This window comes from Rhizobium sp. BR 249, assembly GCF_047445895.1.
Taxonomy (GTDB): domain Bacteria; phylum Pseudomonadota; class Alphaproteobacteria; order Rhizobiales; family Rhizobiaceae; genus Rhizobium.
Map to the genome: position 1 here is coordinate 1 of NZ_JARWKX010000020.1, position 16,498 is coordinate 16,498.

The 16,498-nt window shown below is 62.1% G+C and carries 15 protein-coding genes; 7 read left to right on the forward strand and 8 right to left on the reverse strand.

Annotated features, from left to right (window positions below; genetic code table 11):
• From QD408_RS18615 to QD408_RS18640, 6 genes are all read right to left on the reverse strand, one after another.
• Positions 1 to 911: NAD(P)/FAD-dependent oxidoreductase (locus tag QD408_RS18615; protein ID WP_414140303.1), on the reverse strand; the 911-nt coding region annotated here is incomplete at its 3' end.
• Positions 908 to 1,609, reverse strand: a complete 702-nt coding sequence (locus tag QD408_RS18620; protein ID WP_414140304.1) for a dimethylsulfonioproprionate lyase family protein — start codon at positions 1,607 to 1,609, stop codon at positions 908 to 910. The genes QD408_RS18615 and QD408_RS18620, both read right to left, overlap by 4 nt.
• Before the next feature lie 15 nt (positions 1,610 to 1,624).
• The gene (locus QD408_RS18625; RefSeq protein ID WP_414140305.1) at positions 1,625 to 2,554 is read right to left on the reverse strand and encodes an electron transfer flavoprotein subunit alpha/FixB family protein; all 930 of its coding nucleotides are present in this window, start codon (positions 2,552 to 2,554) and stop codon (positions 1,625 to 1,627) included.
• Positions 2,555 to 2,574: 20 nt separating this feature from the next.
• Positions 2,575 to 3,324, reverse strand: a complete 750-nt coding sequence (locus QD408_RS18630) for an electron transfer flavoprotein subunit beta/FixA family protein (RefSeq protein WP_414140306.1) — start codon at positions 3,322 to 3,324, stop codon at positions 2,575 to 2,577.
• A gap of 138 nt (positions 3,325 to 3,462) precedes the next feature.
• The gene (locus QD408_RS18635) at positions 3,463 to 4,065 is read right to left on the reverse strand and encodes a dimethylsulfoniopropionate lyase (protein ID WP_414140307.1); all 603 of its coding nucleotides are present in this window, start codon (positions 4,063 to 4,065) and stop codon (positions 3,463 to 3,465) included.
• A 42-nt stretch (positions 4,066 to 4,107) separates the two neighbouring features.
• Positions 4,108 to 6,144 (reverse strand): FAD-dependent oxidoreductase, encoded by a 2,037-nt coding sequence (locus tag QD408_RS18640; protein ID WP_414140308.1) that lies wholly within the window; start codon positions 6,142 to 6,144, stop codon positions 4,108 to 4,110.
• Positions 6,145 to 6,293: 149 nt separating this feature from the next.
• Here QD408_RS18640 and QD408_RS18645 point away from each other — a divergent pair, with 149 nt between their 5' ends.
• From QD408_RS18645 to QD408_RS18675, 7 genes are all read left to right on the forward strand, one after another.
• Entirely contained in the window at positions 6,294 to 6,923 is a 630-nt protein-coding gene (locus QD408_RS18645; RefSeq protein ID WP_088684091.1) for a TetR/AcrR family transcriptional regulator, read from the forward strand.
• A gap of 11 nt (positions 6,924 to 6,934) precedes the next feature.
• Positions 6,935 to 7,729, forward strand: a complete 795-nt coding sequence (locus QD408_RS18650) for a pyrroline-5-carboxylate reductase family protein (RefSeq protein WP_414140309.1) — start codon at positions 6,935 to 6,937, stop codon at positions 7,727 to 7,729.
• Positions 7,730 to 7,796: 67 nt separating this feature from the next.
• A complete protein-coding gene (locus QD408_RS18655; protein ID WP_414140310.1) occupies positions 7,797 to 8,798 on the forward strand; it encodes an ABC transporter substrate-binding protein in 1,002 nt (333 codons plus the stop codon).
• A gap of 94 nt (positions 8,799 to 8,892) precedes the next feature.
• On the forward strand, positions 8,893 to 9,780 hold the full coding sequence (locus tag QD408_RS18660; RefSeq protein WP_088684088.1) for an ABC transporter permease: 888 nt from the start codon (positions 8,893 to 8,895) through the stop codon (positions 9,778 to 9,780).
• Positions 9,773 to 10,852 carry a quaternary amine ABC transporter ATP-binding protein gene (locus QD408_RS18665; RefSeq protein WP_088684087.1) on the forward strand — a complete coding sequence of 360 codons (1,080 nt, stop codon included), beginning with the start codon at positions 9,773 to 9,775 and terminating at the stop codon, positions 10,850 to 10,852. The genes QD408_RS18660 and QD408_RS18665 overlap by 8 nt, the downstream gene beginning before the upstream one ends.
• Positions 10,853 to 10,871: 19 nt before the next feature.
• A complete protein-coding gene (locus tag QD408_RS18670) occupies positions 10,872 to 12,125 on the forward strand; it encodes a DUF3422 domain-containing protein (protein ID WP_414140311.1) in 1,254 nt (417 codons plus the stop codon).
• A 752-nt stretch (positions 12,126 to 12,877) separates the two neighbouring features.
• A complete protein-coding gene (locus tag QD408_RS18675) occupies positions 12,878 to 13,876 on the forward strand; it encodes an AraC family transcriptional regulator (RefSeq protein WP_414140312.1) in 999 nt (332 codons plus the stop codon).
• Positions 13,877 to 13,885: 9 nt separating this feature from the next.
• Here the strand turns inward: QD408_RS18675 and QD408_RS18680 are convergent, their stop codons facing one another.
• A complete protein-coding gene (locus QD408_RS18680) occupies positions 13,886 to 14,170 on the reverse strand; it encodes a hypothetical protein (RefSeq protein WP_414140313.1) in 285 nt (94 codons plus the stop codon).
• Positions 14,167 to 16,461 (reverse strand): FdhF/YdeP family oxidoreductase, encoded by a 2,295-nt coding sequence (locus QD408_RS18685; protein WP_414140314.1) that lies wholly within the window; start codon positions 16,459 to 16,461, stop codon positions 14,167 to 14,169. Before QD408_RS18685 ends, QD408_RS18680 begins: the two co-directional genes overlap by 4 nt.
• Positions 16,462 to 16,498 lie beyond the last annotated feature (37 nt).

Consider the following 16,498-nt stretch of genomic DNA (forward strand, 5'->3'; position numbering starts at 1 on the left):
CCATAGGAGAGCCGCTTGCCGCCCTCGAAGGTGCCGCGGATCGCCGGATGGGTCTTGAAGCGCTGGAACTCCTCGAAGGGATAGAGATAGGGGTTCTTGTAGTTCAGATGGACGACGAAGCCGACCGCCACCAGATTGTCTTCGAGATGATAGAGGAAGGAGCCGCCGCCGGTTTTCATGCCGAGCGGCCAGCCGAAGGAGTGCTGCACCAGGCCCGGCCTGTGGTTCTCCGGCTTGACCTGCCAGAGCTCCTTGATGCCGATGCCGAACTTCTGCGGCTCGCGATCCTTCTGTAGATCGAACTTGGCGATCAGCTGCTTGGCGAGCGAACCGCGCACGCCCTCGCCGATCAGCACATATTTGCCGAGCAGTTCCATGCCGCGAGTATAGTTCGGGCCGGGCTCGCCGTTCCTCTCGATGCCCATGTCGCCGGTGGCGACACCGATCACCGCACCCGCCTCATTGTAGAGCACTTCGGTTGCGGCAAAGCCCGGATAGATCTCGACGCCGAGTTCTTCGGCCTTGGTCGCCAGCCAGCGACAGACGTTTCCGAGCGAGACGATGTAATTGCCGTGATTGTTCATCAGCGGCGGCATCAGCATGTTCGGCAAACGGATCGAGCCGGCCGGGCCGAGCACCAGGAAATGATCGGCCGTCACCTCGGTCTTGAAGGGATGATCGGCATCCTCGCGCCAGCCGGGCAGCAGCCGGTCGATGCCGATCGGATCGACGACGGCGCCTGAGAGGATATGCGCCCCGACCTCAGCGCCTTTCTCCAGCACCACCACCGACAGTTCCGGATCGACCTGCTTCAGCCGGATCGCCGCCGCCAGACCGGCAGGACCGGCGCCGACGATCACGACGTCGAATTCCATGCTCTCGCGTTCGGGCAGGTCAGTCATCTCGCTCATCCATTCGTCTCCGGTTCGACCTGGCACCAGACCGCGAGAAGCGGGCGGGCCGTGCATCTTATCGCGAAGGATTGCCCGGCGTCGTTTGCGAAGACTGTGCCGGTCGCGGCAGAAAACCACTGGGAATCGCCAAGGGAGATTTCCGCCGGCGACAGCAGAAGGAAAGCGCGCGGCTGTGTCTGAACATGATCGGGAAACCGGGTGTAGCGATTCATATAAATGACGCCGAGCCGGAGATCGGCGCGTTCCTCCATGCCGCCAGGCCCGACCACGACCGCATGGGAATGCGTATTGCCGAAATTCAGGCTGGCGAAGGGTCCGGAGCGGCCGCGCCGCCAGAGCAGGCTGTCGGCGAGGCTGCGGAATTGGCCGGCGAGCGCCTCGTATTTCCGTCCCGATTTTGCAAGATGGGCGACGGCATCATCAAGGCCTTCCGGTGCGCCCGGAAGAGGCTGGCCCTCGGCGCGCATCTTGCCTGTCTTGAGCAGCTTCTGGAGAACCTTGCCGGCGACGAAACTGGCAACGGCAGGGGCTTCCGCCGACAGCATCAGCCCGCCGACGCCATTGAGGAATTCCTGCAGCGGCTGCGGACGCCTTTCCCTCCCGATGTCGTGCAGCCGAACATAGGCCGGCTTCGTATCATCGTTGAGGAGAAGGTCGGCACCAGGTTTGATTGGACGTCCTACGACGCGAGCCACGTTCGGTTCCCCCGCTCAGAGCGCCTTTTGCAACTCCGGCAGTGCGTCGAAGAGATCGGCGACGAGGCCGTAGTCGGCAACCTGGAAGATCGGCGCCTCCTCATCCTTGTTGATGGCGACGATCACCTTACTGTCCTTCATGCCGGCCAGATGCTGGATCGCCCCGGAAATGCCGGCGGCGATATAGAGATCGGGCGCGACCACCTTGCCGGTCTGGCCGACCTGCCAGTCGTTCGGGGCATAGCCGGCATCGACGGCGGCGCGCGATGCACCGACGGCGGCGCCGAGCTTGTCGGCAACCGGCAGGATGACTTCCTTGAACTTCTCGGCAGAACCGAGTGCCCGGCCACCCGAGATGATGATCTTCGCCGAGGTCAGTTCCGGACGTTCCGAGGCCGACAGCGCATCGGAGACGAAACGCGACAGGCCCGGATTAGAGACAGCCGGGATCGCCTCGACACTTGCCGAACCACCTTGACCAGCGGAGGCGAAGGAAGCGGTGCGCACGGTGATGACCTTCTTGGCATCGCTTGCCTGCACCGTCTGGATGGCATTGCCGGCATAGATCGGACGCTTGAAGGTATCGGATGAAACGACCTCGATGATCTCCGAGACCTGGGCGACGTCGAGAAGAGCGGCCACGCGCGGCAGCACCGTCTTGCCGACCGAAGTGGCGGCCGAGAGGATCGTGTCGTAGGAACCGGCCAGCGAAACGATCAGGTCGGAAAGCGGYTCGGCCAGATTGTTGGCRAGCTCGTCGCTTTCGGCGAGCAGCACCTTGGAGACGCCGGAGAGTTTGGCCGCCGCATCGGCCGCAGCCTTGGCAGCCTTGCCGGCAACGAGAATGTGGATATCGCCGCCGATCTGGCTKGCMGCSGTCAGCGCCTTGGCGGTCTGGTCGGAAAGGCTGGCATTGTCATGATCGGCCAGAAGAAGAATGGTCATGGTGATATTCCTTTCGAACCTTAGAGCACGCCGGCTTCGTTCTTGAGCTTGTCGACCAGTTCGGCGACCGACTTGACCTTGACGCCGGCCTTGCGGCCAGACGGCTCCTCGGTCTTCAGCACCTTCAGCCGCGGCGTCGTATCGACACCGAAATCGGCAGGAACCTTCTTGTCGAGCGGCTTCTTCTTCGCCTTCATGATGTTCGGCAGTGAGGCATAACGCGGTTCGTTCAGACGCAGATCGGTGGTGACGACCGCCGGCAGCTTGATCTCGATCGTCTGCAGGCCGCCATCGACTTCGCGTGTCACCGTCGCCTTGCCGTCACCGATCTCGATCTTCGAGGCGAAGGTCGCCTGGGCCGAACCCAAGAGCGCCGCCAGCATCTGGCCGGTCTGGTTCGAATCGTCGTCGATCGCCTGCTTGCCGGTGATGATCAAGCCCGGCTGTTCGGCATCGGCGACCGCCTTCAGGATCTTGGCCACAGTGAGCGGTTCGACGGCATCCTCGGTCTCGACCAGGATCGCCCGGTCGGCGCCCATGGCAAGTGCCGTCCGCAGCGTCTCCTCGGCCTTGGCGGGGCCGATCGACACCACCACCACTTCCTCGGCCTTGCCGGCCTCCTTCAATCTCAGAGCCTCTTCCACCGAGATCTCGTCGAACGGGTTCATTGACATCTTCACATTGGCAAGCTCGACACCCGTGCCATCCGGCTTCACCCGGATCTTCACGTTGTAGTCGACAACCCGTTTGACTGGGACGAGAATCTTCATGTGCGAACCCCTTTTATTCCAAAGCGCGCCGCGATCTTTCAGATTCGCTTGGCCCGCGCTCTAATTCTTTGTTTCACGCATGCCGTTATCGCAAAACCGCTGCACGGCTTTGCGCGACATGCTTCAGACTTCAGGCCGTCAATGCGGCCGATCGGCAAGCAGCACCCAGAAGGCGAAGAGCGGCGTCTCCACCGACCTCATGGCATGTTTGATCCCGGGAATATTGTAGAACGATCCGCCGATACCAGGCGAAAACCAGTTCCCCTCCCCCTGCTGGAACTCCCCCTTGGAAAGCACGAGATAGACTTCCTCCGGCGCATGGTCGTGATCGGGATAGCGCACGTGAGGCGCCATCAACGTCACGCCGAACCACAGGTCGCTTCGCTCCTCCAATCCGCCCGGCCCGACGATCATGGCATTGGCATGCCCATCGACGAAATTGTCGCTGGCCGTGTGGTCATACTTGGTGCGTCGACCCCATTCAAGCATTGGCTCGATGCCTTTGAACCCCTCGATCAACCGCGTCAGGCAAGCATAGGACGTATCGACCGCGAGCGCCATATCGAGGTGAGCGCAGACAGGCAACCGGCTTCCCTTGCCCGCGCGCGCCGTTCCCGGTCGTTCCAGCGCCGCAAAGATCTGACCGACCGAGCGGCGGGCTTCCGGAGCCTCGGCGAACTGGCCGAAAGCCAGGGAAGCCGCCTCCAGGAAGTGCTGGAGGCTTTCATTACGCACACTCATATCATCCTCTCCCGATCGGCTGGCAGCCGGCAGTTATTGCGATCATATATCCTTCGCGATGCGCAGACCGTCATAGACAGCGGCATGCGTGTTGCGCGCAGCGACGGCATCGCCGATCCGGAACAGCTGGAATTTGCCCTCGGGATTGCGAATGACGGATTGCGGCTCCCCCTGCAGAAGCTGGTCGTGCGAGATCTCGCCGAGGTTTTTCGACTTGGGCTTCAGTTCGAAATAGAGCTCGTCGAGCGGGATGGTCCCGTGATTGACGACGATCTGGTCGTAGCTGTGCTGCCGGGCAATGCCGCCGTAATCGCTGCCGATATGAGCGACGAGCTGGTTGCCGCTCTTTTCGACGGCCTCCAGGCGATAGGTAACGGTGAAGGTCACGTCGTACTTCTGGAGCGAACGCATATAGGGCACCAGGTTCATGGCCATGACCTCCGGCGCGAAGGACCGGTCCGGCGTCATGATCTCGACCTTGGCGCCCGATTTGGCGAGGAACTCCGCCGCCTGCAGGCCGGCATGATCGCCGGCATCGTCGAAGATCAGCACGTTGGAGCCGGCCTTCACGTCGCCGGAAATGATGTCCCATGAGGAGACCACCAGCTCGTTGCCGTTCGTCAGAACTTCCGTATGCGGCAGGCCGCCGGTGGCGATGATGACGACGTCAGGATTTTCGGCCTCGATCGTGTCGGCTTCGGCCCAGCTGTTGAAGTGGAAGGTGACGCCGTATTTCTCGCACTGGCTCATGCGCCAGTCGATGATGCTGATCATTTCCCTGCGGCGCTCGCTCTGGGCGGTGAGCCGGATCTGGCCGCCCGGATTGTTCGCCGCTTCGAAGACGACGACCTCATGGCCGCGCTCCCCGGCGACGCGCGCCGCTTCCAGACCAGCCGGGCCGGCGCCGACGATGACGACCTTCTTTTTATGATCGGCCTTCGCAAGAATATGCGGCATGGTCAGCTCGCGGCCGGTGGCGGCATTGTGGATGCAATAGGCAGCCCCGCCCTGATAGATGCGATCGAGACAGTAGTTGGCGCCGACGCAGGGGCGGATATCCTCTTCCCGCTTCTCGATGATCTTGCGGACGATGTGCGGGTCGGTCATGTGCGCGCGGGTCATGCCGACCATGTCGACCTTGCCGGCCGCGATCGCATGACGCGCGGTGGCGACGTCGGGAATCTTCGCGGCGTGGAAGGTCGGGAAGTTGGTCGCGGCGCGGATTTCACCGGCAAAATCGAGATGGGGCGAGTTCGCCATGCCCTGGATCGGGATGACGTCGGTCAGGCCGGCATCGGTGTCGATGTGGCCGCGAATGACGTTCAGATAGTCGATGAGGCCGCTGTCGCGCATCCGCTTCGAAATCTCGATGCCTTCGGCCTGGCCGTTGCCACCGGGCAGACATTCGTCCGCCGTATAGCGCACGCCGAGAATGAATTCGTTCCCGACCCTCTCGCGGATCGCCTTGAACACATCGAGACAGAAGCGCATGCGGTTTTCGAGCGCGCCGCCATAGGGGCCGTCGAGTTCGTTGGTCAGCGGAGACGCGAACTGGTCGATCAGGTGGCCGTAGGCCTCCAGCTCGATTCCATCCATGCCGCCGGCCTTCATGCGCTCGGCCGCATCCGCGAAATCCTTGATGATGCGCTCGATGTCCCAGTCTTCCATCTTCTTCGGGAAGGCGCGATGCGAAGCCTCGCGATGGTGGGATGGAGCGACGACCGGCAGCCAGTCGCCCTTGTCCCAGCGCGTGCGCCGGCCGAGATGGGTGAGCTGGATCATGATCGCCGCCCCCTCTTCATGCACGGCGTCGGTCATCTCCCTGATCCAGGGCACGATTTCGTCCTTGTAAGCCAGCAGGTTGTTGAAGACGGGCGGGCTGTCCCTGGAAACGGCGGCCGAGCCCGCCGTCATCGTCAGGGCCACGCCGCCCTTGGCGCGCTCCACCGTATAGGCCCGGTATTTCTCCTTCGGCATGCCGTCCTCGGGATAGGCCGGCTCGTGCGAGGTGACGATGATACGGTTACGCAACTTCAAATGCTTGAGCTGGTAGGGCTGAAGGAGAGGATCGTTCGACATGGGCCGTGGTTCCGTATTAAAAATATGTCAGACGAGACGCTAAGTGCAATGTACATATGTGTCAATGCTGAAAACAAGTAAGTCGTTATTTTCGACACTTGTGTACATTTTTCTTGCGCAAGGCTCCGGAATTTGATAGGAGATTATCTATGGATCAGGCTTTGAACGACACTGGCTGGCGCGGATCACAGGAGGGATGGCTGGAAGCGGCTTACCACTCCCTTCTGGATTCAGGCGTGGATTCGGTGAAAATTCTGCCCCTGGCGAAGAAGCTCAACCTCTCACGAACGAGCTTCTACTGGTTCTTTAAGGATCGGGAGGAACTGTTGAGCGCACTCGTGGCGCGATGGCGCGAGAAAAACACCGGCAATATCGTCAAGCAGTCCGAAGCCTACGCGGAATCGCTGGCCGAAGCGATGCTCAACGTTTTCGATTGCTGGCTGAACACCGACCTCTTCGACGCCAAATTCGAGTTTGCCGTACGTAGCTGGGCGCTGCAGTCGGACGAACTCCTGGCCGAGGTCCAGCAGGCCGATCAAATTCGCATGGAGGCGCTCAAACGCATGTTCATGCGGTTCGGGGTACCAGAAACGACATCAGATGTCAGAGCGCGGACAACTTACCTCGTTCAGATCGGCTACATTTCCATGCAATCGAGGGAGGAACTCGCCATCCGCATGAAACGGATTCCGGAATATATCGCGATCTACACGGGCGAAGTGCCGCAGCAGAGGGAGCTCGACCGCTTCTTCGCCCGGCATGGCTATAGGCCCGGCTAGAGGAAACCGAGATGAGCGTTTCCTTGAGGATCGGTATTATTGGCGGCGGCGGCTGGCTCGGTGGAGCCATCGCCGGTTCGATCCTCGATTCCGGCCTGGTCGATCCTCAAAATCTCTGCCTCTCCTATCGCAGAGAGCAGCCGCAGCGCTTCCCGGATTCCTTCTGGACCGCCGACAGCCAGGAGCTTGCCGACCGCTCGGACGTGATCCTTCTCTCCGTCCGCCCGGACGACTGGCATCCGCTTCAAGTCGACGCCGCCGGCAAGCTCGTCATCTCGGTCATGGCCGGCATTCGCCTGAGCGCCCTTTCGGAGCGCCACAAGACCGGCCGCGTCGTGCGCGCCCTGCCGAATGCCGCTGCGGAAGTGGCGAAATCCTATACGCCCTGGATCGGCGCGAGCGGCATCACCGGGGATGACCGGGCCGTCGTCCGCGCCATTTTCGAAGCCTGCGGGTCTGAGGACGAGGTCGCAAGGGAAAGCGACATCGATTACCTCACCGGCCTTACCGGCTCCGGGCCGGCATTCCCGGCGCTGCTTGCCGCGGCCATGATGCGCGACGCCGTTGCTCATGGCCTGCCGGCCGAGGTTGCGCGCCGTGCCGTCAACACGGTGATATCGGGCGCCGGCCGGCTGCTCGATCGCAGCGACGAATGTCCCGATGACGTCGTTCAGGCCTTTCTCGACTATCGCGGCACCACCGCGGCAGCCATCGAAACGATGCGCGCCGCCGGGTTCGACGCTTCGGTCGCCAGTGGCCTTTCGGCGGCATTCAAGAAATCGGTGAGTATGGGAGAACCTTCCTGACAACCGTTGGAACGGGTTCTGCGGCGCCCCGTTCGACAACACAAGCCGTTAAGCAGAGGGAACGAGAATGAAGAAACTACTTGTATCGACATGTTTGACGTTCGGCCTGATCGGCGGCGCGTCTTTCGCCAGCGCCGCCGAATGCGGCAGCGTGACCATCGCCAGCATGAACTGGCAGAGCGCCGAAGTTCTCTCCAACCTGGACAAGTTCATCCTGAACGAAGGCTACGGCTGCCAGGCCGACATCACCGTCGGCGACACCGTCCCGACGATCACCTCCATGGCCGAGAAGGGCCAGCCGGATATCGCGCCCGAAGCCTGGATCGACCTGCTGCCCGACGTCGTCAAGAAGGGCACTGACGAAGGCCGTATCGTCCAGGTCGGCTCGCCGCTGCCGGACGGTGGCGTGCAGGGCTGGTGGATTCCCAAATACATCGCCGACGCGCATCCCGATATCAAGACGATCGGCGACGTGCTGAAGCATCCGGAACTCTTCCCCGATCCCGAGGATGCCAAGAAGGGCGCCATCATCAACGGCCCGCAGGGCTGGGGCGGCACCGTCGTCACCTCGCAGCTCTATAAGGCCTTCGACGCAGAGAAGGCGGGCTTCACGCTCGTTGACACCGGCTCGGCTGCCGGTCTCGACGGCTCGATCGCCAAGGCTTACGAACGCAAGGAAGGCTGGGTCGGCTACTACTGGGCGCCGACCGCACTGCTTGGCAAATACGCGATGGTCAAGCTGGAAGCCGGCGTGCCGGAGGATGCCGCCGAATGGAAGCGTTGCATCACCGTTGCCGATTGCCCCGACCCGAAGGCCGCAGCGTGGCCGGTCGACCACGTCGTCACCCTGGTTGCCAAGCCCTTCTCCGAAAAGGTCGGGCCTGAGGTGATGGACTACCTGAAGAAGCGCTCCTGGTCCAACGACACCGTCAACAAGCTGATGGCCTGGATGACCGACAACCAGGCGACCGGCGAAGACGGCGCCAAGCACTTCCTTGAAGAAAACAAGGACATTTGGACCAAGTGGGTCTCGCCTGAAGCAGCCAAGAAGATCGAAGCTGCGCTTTAACATTGACTAACGCGGTGCGCGAAAGCGCACCGCCTCTCGCTGCCGATAAAATCAAAAAGACTGCCACGGCTCTTTGAAGAAAAAGGGGATCCGAATGGAATGGTTTTATAAATTCCCACACATGAACGACGACGCGCTTCGAAATCTGAAGAAGGCGATCGACGACGGTTTTCGTGCCTTTACGCGCAGCTATGGCGACGGCATCGAGAGCCTCTTCGTCCCGCTCCAGCATTTCCTCATCGCCGCCGAGCGCTTCATGACGCAGACGCCCTGGCCGATCATTACGGCGATCATCCTCGTCATCGCATGGTTTGCGAGCCGCAGCCTGAAGATCGTCGTCGGCTGTCTCGTCACATTGCTGCTGATCGGCTATTTCGACATGTGGGACGACACGATGCGGACGGTCTCGATGATCTTCGTCTGTACCGTGCTCTCCATCGCCATCGGCATTCCGATCGGCATCCTGATGGCCCGCTCAGACCGGCTGCAGCGTATCGTCAACCCGATCCTCGACGTCATGCAGACGATGCCGAGCTTCGTCTATCTCATCCCGGTCGTCATGCTGCTCGGCATCGGCAAGGTGCCAGGCCTGATCGCCGTGGTCATCTACGCCATCCCGCCGATGATCAGGCTCACCGATCTCGGCATCCGTCTGGTCGACAAGGACGTGCTGGAAGCGGCCGACGCCTTCGGGACGTCGCGATCGCAGAAGCTGTTCAAGGTGCAGTTGCCGCTGGCGCTTCCCACCATCATGGCCGGCATCAACCAGACGATCATGATGGCGCTCGCCATGGTGGTCATCGCTTCCATGATCGGCGTCCAGGGCCTCGGCCAGCCGGTGCTGAAGGCGATTGCCAACCAATATTTCACGCTGGGCATTTTCAACGGCCTTGCCATCGTCGGCATCGCCATCATCTTCGACCGGGTCAGCCAGGCTTATGGCAAAAGGCTCCAGAAGCATCAGGAGACCGTCCATGGCTGAGCATCGTTTCGGCGGCATCAAGATCCGCCACCTCTACAAGATCTTCGGCCCCAATCCCACGACCTATGTCGACGCGGTCCAGAAGGGCCTGACGAAGACCGAACTCAACGAAAAACACGGTCATGTCCTCGGCCTCAGGGATATCAATGTCGAGATTCCCTCCGGCTGCATTCAGGTCATCATGGGCCTTTCCGGTTCGGGCAAGTCGACGCTCATCCGCCACATCAATCGCCTGATCGATCCGACGTCAGGCGAAGTGCTGGTCGACGGCGTCGACGTGGTGAAGATGAACGAAGCCGAATTGCGGACGTTTCGCCGGCAGCAGACGGCGATGGTGTTCCAGAAGTTCGCACTTCTGCCGCACCGCAATGTCCTCGACAACACCATCTTCGGCCTCGAAGTGCAGGGCATGGAGCGTGCGAAAGCCGTTGAAATCGCCATGCGCTGGATCGAGCGCGTCGGGCTGAAGGGCTTCGAGCGGAAATATCCGAACCAGCTTTCCGGCGGCATGCAGCAGCGCGTCGGCCTGGCGCGCGCACTTTCCAACGATGCGCCGGTGCTTCTGATGGACGAGGCCTATTCGGCGCTCGACCCCTTGATCCGCACGGATATGCAGACGGTCCTTCTCGACATCCAGAAGGAGATCAAGAAGACCATCGTCTTCATCACCCACGATCTCGACGAGGCTTTGCGCCTCGGCGACCAGATCGCCATCCTGCGCGACGGCGAAGTCATCCAGCAGGGCACCAGCCAGGACATCGTCCTGCGCCCGGCCGACGACTACATCGCCAACTTCGTCAAGGAAGTGAACCGGGGCCGCGTCATCCACGTCGAAGCCGTCATGACGCCGGTGCACTCCGGTGCGGCGCCGGTCGGGCTGGCGATTGCGGCGGGAACGACCGTCGAAGAAGCCGTCCGGATGCTGGCGTCTGCGCCGGAAGGCGATGCCAGAGTGATTTCGCCATCCGGGGAAACTCTGGGCCTCGTCACTTTCCGTCAACTTGCCAGCGCTATGGTGAACTCGCAAGAGGCGGCTCACCAACGCAATAGTGCCCTTTCGGTCGCGCTCTGAAGCTCCGTGAGGGAGAGGCATGCCACTGGCGTCCGAGCATCCGCTGCGCAAGGAGTTACACAACGAGCTCCATGCGCGGCCGTCGCTTTATTTTGATGGCGACACCGATGTCTGGCACGTCGCCATCGTCGGCGACAACGCCCCTCCTCCGCTTCCCGCTTCTCTGCCGGGATTGGAGGATGTTTCCACGACACACCAGGGCAGCCACGGCATCGGCCGCTTCGGCGGCGGCCGGCTGAAATGGGAAGCCCATACCGAATTCCTGACCCTCACCTTCGTCATTCCCGCATCCGCCGAACCCGGCAGCAACCCGCCTGAAGCCTTTCAGACCTGCTGCCGGCAGATCGACGGCAAGGTCATTGCCGCCGTCCGCGTGCTGGTTCGCGACGAGAAGGACGGGCAGGCTCTCGAAAAACCGAAGCTCGACTATGTCGCATCCAAGGTCGGCGGCGGCGATGCGGAAGTGCATTCGAATTTCCGGCTGAGCGACAGCGGTTTCGTCGAATTCCTGTTCTTCAATCGAAACCTCAACGCCTATCGCACCGGCCGCATGGTGAGGCGCTTCCTGGAGATCGAGACTTACCGGATGATGGCGCTTCTGGCGCTGCCGATGGCGCGCGAGACGGTGTCGAAACTTTCGGCCTTCGACCGGCGCCTCGACCTCCTGATCGCGCATATGCAGAGCGCCGTCAAAGTCGACAAGGCGCTGCTTTCCGAAGTGACCAGACTCTCCTCCGATGTCCTCAACTTTTCCGCACTCGCCCGCCACCGTTTCGGCGCGACGAACGCCTATGCCGAGATCGTCGCCAGCCGCCTGTCGGAGCTTCGCGAGGAGCGCGCCGAGCAGCGTCAGCGGATCGGCACCTTCATCGACCGGCGATTCCAGCCGGCCGTCCGCTCGGTCCGCGCCGCCGAACGCCGTCTCGACGAACTGGCCGAACGCGTCAGCCTCGCCGGCGACCTGTTGAGAACCACGGTGCAGGTGCAGCTCGAAGACCAGAACGCCTCGCTGCTGACCTCGATGGAAGAGCGGGCGCGCATCCAGGTGCATATTCAGCAGGCGGTCGAAGGCTTCTCCGTCATCGCCATCACCTATTATGCCATCGGCCTCGCCAAGATCTGCCTCGAAAGCATTTCCGCTCTCGGCGTCGATCCGCACGTGACGAAGCTCGCCGTTCTCGGCGCCATCCCGCTCGTGCTCTTTGCCGTCTGGACCGCGGTTCGCCATGTCCGCAGGAGCATTGCCGGCGCACCCGCCAAAGCGCACGAATAACGAGCGAGCGGCGCGATCCCCGACCAACGCTATTTCGCTTATGCCAAATGAGAAATTTGAGATCTGTGTCGGCTTTGCGCAGGTCAGCGCCTCGAACGGCCGGCCCGGATGTTTAGTCCAAAAATCGGAATCGCTTTTCGAAAAGCGGATGCAAGGATTGAAAGTGTTCGCTCCCTCGTGCGCCCGAAAGGAAGCACGGCGCTCCGGGAGAGAGCCCGCCTATACATTTTGCGCAAGTTTAGTCCAGACTGCGTCGCGAAAGATCGATCGGCCAATAATATCGTGACCCGATAATTGCTCGATCGCTGCGGAACAATAAGATGACTTTTGACCGGGTCCATGATGGTCCGCGGTCCCAAAGAAATCCATCCATTCGTCACCCCAAGAGGATGGAAGGATACATCCATACGCACCCCATCCTGTGCGTATGCTTGCCTGTCTGCCTGCCGAAGGCCATCTCAGCGGTCCACTAGATATCCTTCGGCAGGCAACCTCGCGCCCCCCCTCGATCACATTTGCACCCGCGCCCGGCTAGAACGCACCATCAAACCCGCAGTTTGATGCGGCCGACTTGCTGCACTCCGAACTCGGATCGTGTAACATCAGGCTAAGCTTCCTATCACCCCTCCGCCTGTACCGAGGCGACGGAGGAAGTGGTCAATGGCGACCTGCGCGGCCGCAAGAAGAACATGCGTCAAACCGGCATCCATGTATGTCGGATGCCGTCGACATAATCACGCACCGGGAGCAGCATGTCCGAAAACACCCCTCCGCCATTCTCGTTTCGATTTCGCGGTTCATCCTTCGACAACATGGTCGAAACCCTTGGCGGCGCCTTTGGCGCATTCGATGCCGAGCCTGTCGGCCGCTCTCAGGACTTTCATTGGGGCTTGGATTTTTCCGCGACCGAAAGCGCGGTTCTGCTCACCGGCTATCACGAGGCGGAGTTTCAGTTCAACATCGAGCCGACGGTGGATACAGCCGAATATCTGTCGATCGTCGTGCCGCGCAGCGGCGGCATGGGCGTAACCTATGGGTCCCGCGTCGCCGAGGCGGGAGAGGGAAAACTGCTGCTCTATAACAATTTCGAGCCTGACAGCGTCATCATGCACGGTCAGTCCAATGTCATCGATGAATTGCTGATCAACTGGTCCGTCATCCTTCAGACGATCGGCCAGACCTTCGAGATACCGTTCAGCGGCTCTCTCGATCTCCTGCCCGAACTCGATCTCTCCACGCCGGCCGGCCGCACGATCGCCAGCCTGACGGAAACGATCGCCATCGGCATGCGCGATGACGGGCCGCTGCTGCAATCGCCGATCGCCATGGCGCATATGACGCAGGCGCTGGCCGAGCTGGTCGTGCGCATGGTGCCCAATCGCCTCTCCCACTTCCTGGACAAGGGACCAGCGTTGATCGCTCCCAGGCATATCCGCAAGGCGATCGAATTCATGCAGGCCAACATCGACCAGCCGATCACCATGCCGAAGGTCGCCGAAGCCGCCGGCGTATCCAGCCGGGCGCTCGAAACCGGCTTTCGCGCATTCAGGGGAACCTCTCCCGCTGCCTACCTGCTGACACTGCGCCTGCGCGCGGCGCGGCAGGACCTGCTCGATCCCGAGAGCAACGAGACCATGAGGGCAATCTGTCTGAAATGGGGCTTCTTTCATTTCGGCCGGTTTTCCGCGGTCTACAGGTCGACATACGGAGAATATCCTTCCGACACCAGAAAGCGTGTCGGCCACCGATAGGGACGCCGCTTACGGCGACGTGGTAGACGTCAGCGCGTAATGCACTCTCATCGTCCTCGGGTCCCGCTTGACGATCTCGAGCACGCCTTCGCGCTCGGCGAGCGCGTTGAGATCCCGCAGCACGAGGGAATGCGCGATCCCCAGCATGCGCGCAAAGGAGCGGCTGTCACGCGCAATCCCCAGTTCCGCCGCAACGAGGAGGCCCGCCTGTATGGATGTGAGCCTGCTATCCCGCTCCTGCGCCGCGGCGACGAGGGCGAGAAAACGGGCGGCCTCCGGCGCCTCTTCGCTCACGCGGCGTTTCGCCGGCGGAAGGAGACCATGATCGATTTCGAGGTTGGCGTATCGCTCTCCGTGCCGGCGCTGCCAAGCGGCACGAGCACGTTCAATTCGGGATAATAGCCGGCGATACTGCCTCTCGGAATGTCATAGGGCACGAAGCGGAAATCCTCAGCGATGCGCGCTATGCCGTCATCGTGCTCGCCGACCACGTCGATCCGGTCGCCGGCTTTCGCATTCATCGCCTCCAGATCCTCGGGATGGATGAAGATGACCTGCCGCTCTCCATAGACGCCGCGATATCGATCGTCGAGGCCGTAGACGGTGGTATTGTACTGGTCGTGCGACCGGAACGTCTGCAGGGCGAAACGGCCCTCGCCCTTGCGCGCACGCTGGTGCACCGTCTCGTCAGGAAGCGCCTCGGACGAAAACGCCGCCTTGCCGGCCGGCGTCTGCCATTCCCGATGCGCCGCCGCATTGCGCAGGTGGAAGCCGCGCGGCTTGCGCAGGCGCTCGTTATAGTTTTCGAAGTCCGGAATGGTCGCTTCGATATGATCGCGGATAAGATCGTAGTCACCGGCGAGTTCCGCCCAGCCGACCACGGCGGAACCGACCGTCGCCTGCGCCATGCCGGCGATGATGGCAACCTCCGAGAGAAGATGCGGCGAGGCCGGCCGGTTGATGCCGGCGGAGCCATGCACCATGCTCATCGAATCCTCGACGCTGACGAGCTGGGAGCCGCCCGCGGCATCGCGGTCCATCTCCGTGCGCCCCAGGCACGGCAGGATGAAGGCCGTCTCGCCCGGCATGAGATGCGAATGGTTGGGCTTGGTCGCGATATGGACCGTCAGCTTCAGCCGCCGCAGCGCCTTTTCGACGAGCGCGCTGTCGGGTGTGGCGCGCGCGAAATTGCCGCCAAGGCCGATGAAAGCCTCGGCCGAACCGTCGAGCATCGCCCCGATTGCGGCAAGCACATTATGGCCATGGTCGCGGGGAACGGCAAAGCCGAAGTGCTTCTCCAGCGCATCGAGGAAATCGTCCGACGGCTTTTCGTTGATGCCGACGGTGCGGTCGCCCTGCACGTTGGAATGGCCGCGAACCGGGCAGAGGCCGGCGCCGGGCTTGCCGATATTGCCGCGCAGGAACATGAAGTTGGCGATCTCGCGGATCGTCGCCACCGAATGCAGGTGCTGGGTGACACCCATCGCCCAGGTGCAGATCACCCGTTCGGCCTTGATATAGACCTCGGCCGCCTTTTCGATCTCCTCGCGGCGCAGTCCCGACTGGTCCTCGATCTCGGCCCAGCCGGTCGCCTCGACGGCTGCCCGGTATTCGGCAAAACCGGCGCAATGTTCGGCAAGAAACGCATGGTCGAGGACGGAGGGCAGGCCGGCGGCGGCAGCCGCGTCTTCCGCGGCCAAAACCGCCTTCGCCATGCCCCTGACCGCGGCCATGTCGCCGCCGAGATGCGGCTGCAGGTAGTGGCTGGCGATGTCGGTCGAGCCGCCGCGCAGCATCTCGATCTTGTCCTGCGGATCGGAGAAGCGCTCCAGGCCGCGCTCGCGAAGGGGATTGAAGACGACGACGCGCGCGCCGCGTATCGCCGCGCGGCGGAGGTCGCCGAGCATCCGGGGATGGTTGGTGCCGGGGTTCTGGCCGATGACGAAGATAGCGTCGGCCTCTTCGAAATCCTCCAGAAGCACGGTGCCCTTGCCGACGCCGACCGCCTGCTTCATGGCGATGCCGCTCGCCTCGTGGCACATGTTGGAGCAATCGGGAAAATTATTGGTGCCGTAAACGCGCACGAACAGCTGATAGAGGAAGGCCGCCTCGTTGCTCGCCCGGCCCGACGTGTAAAACTCCGCCCGGTTGGGATTGTCGAGACCTTTGAGGATGCTGCCGATCTCGGCAAAGGCGTCCTCCCAGGCAACAGGCAGGTAACGGTCGCTCGCCGCGTCGTAGCGCATCGGATGCGTCAGGCGGCCGTTGAGCTCCAGCTCGTAATCCGACAGCCGGCGAAGCTCGGTGACGGTGTTCGCCGCGAAGAAGGCGGGTGTCGCCCGCTTCTCCGTCGCCTCCCAGGCGACGGCCTTCACGCCGTTTTCGCAGAATTCGAACGACGATCCGTGTTCCGGATCGCCCCAGGCGCAGCCCGGGCAATCGAAACCGTCAGGCTGGTTCGCCTTCAGCATCGTCCGCGCCCCGGAGATGGGCATGCCGCTTTGCAGCAATTGCTTGCCGCAACTCTTCAGGGCGCCCCAGCCGCCGGCTGCCGACGATTTCTTACCGATGAATTTTGTGTCCATGCGCCCTGTATCGTCGAAGCCGGAAAAACATCAAGGC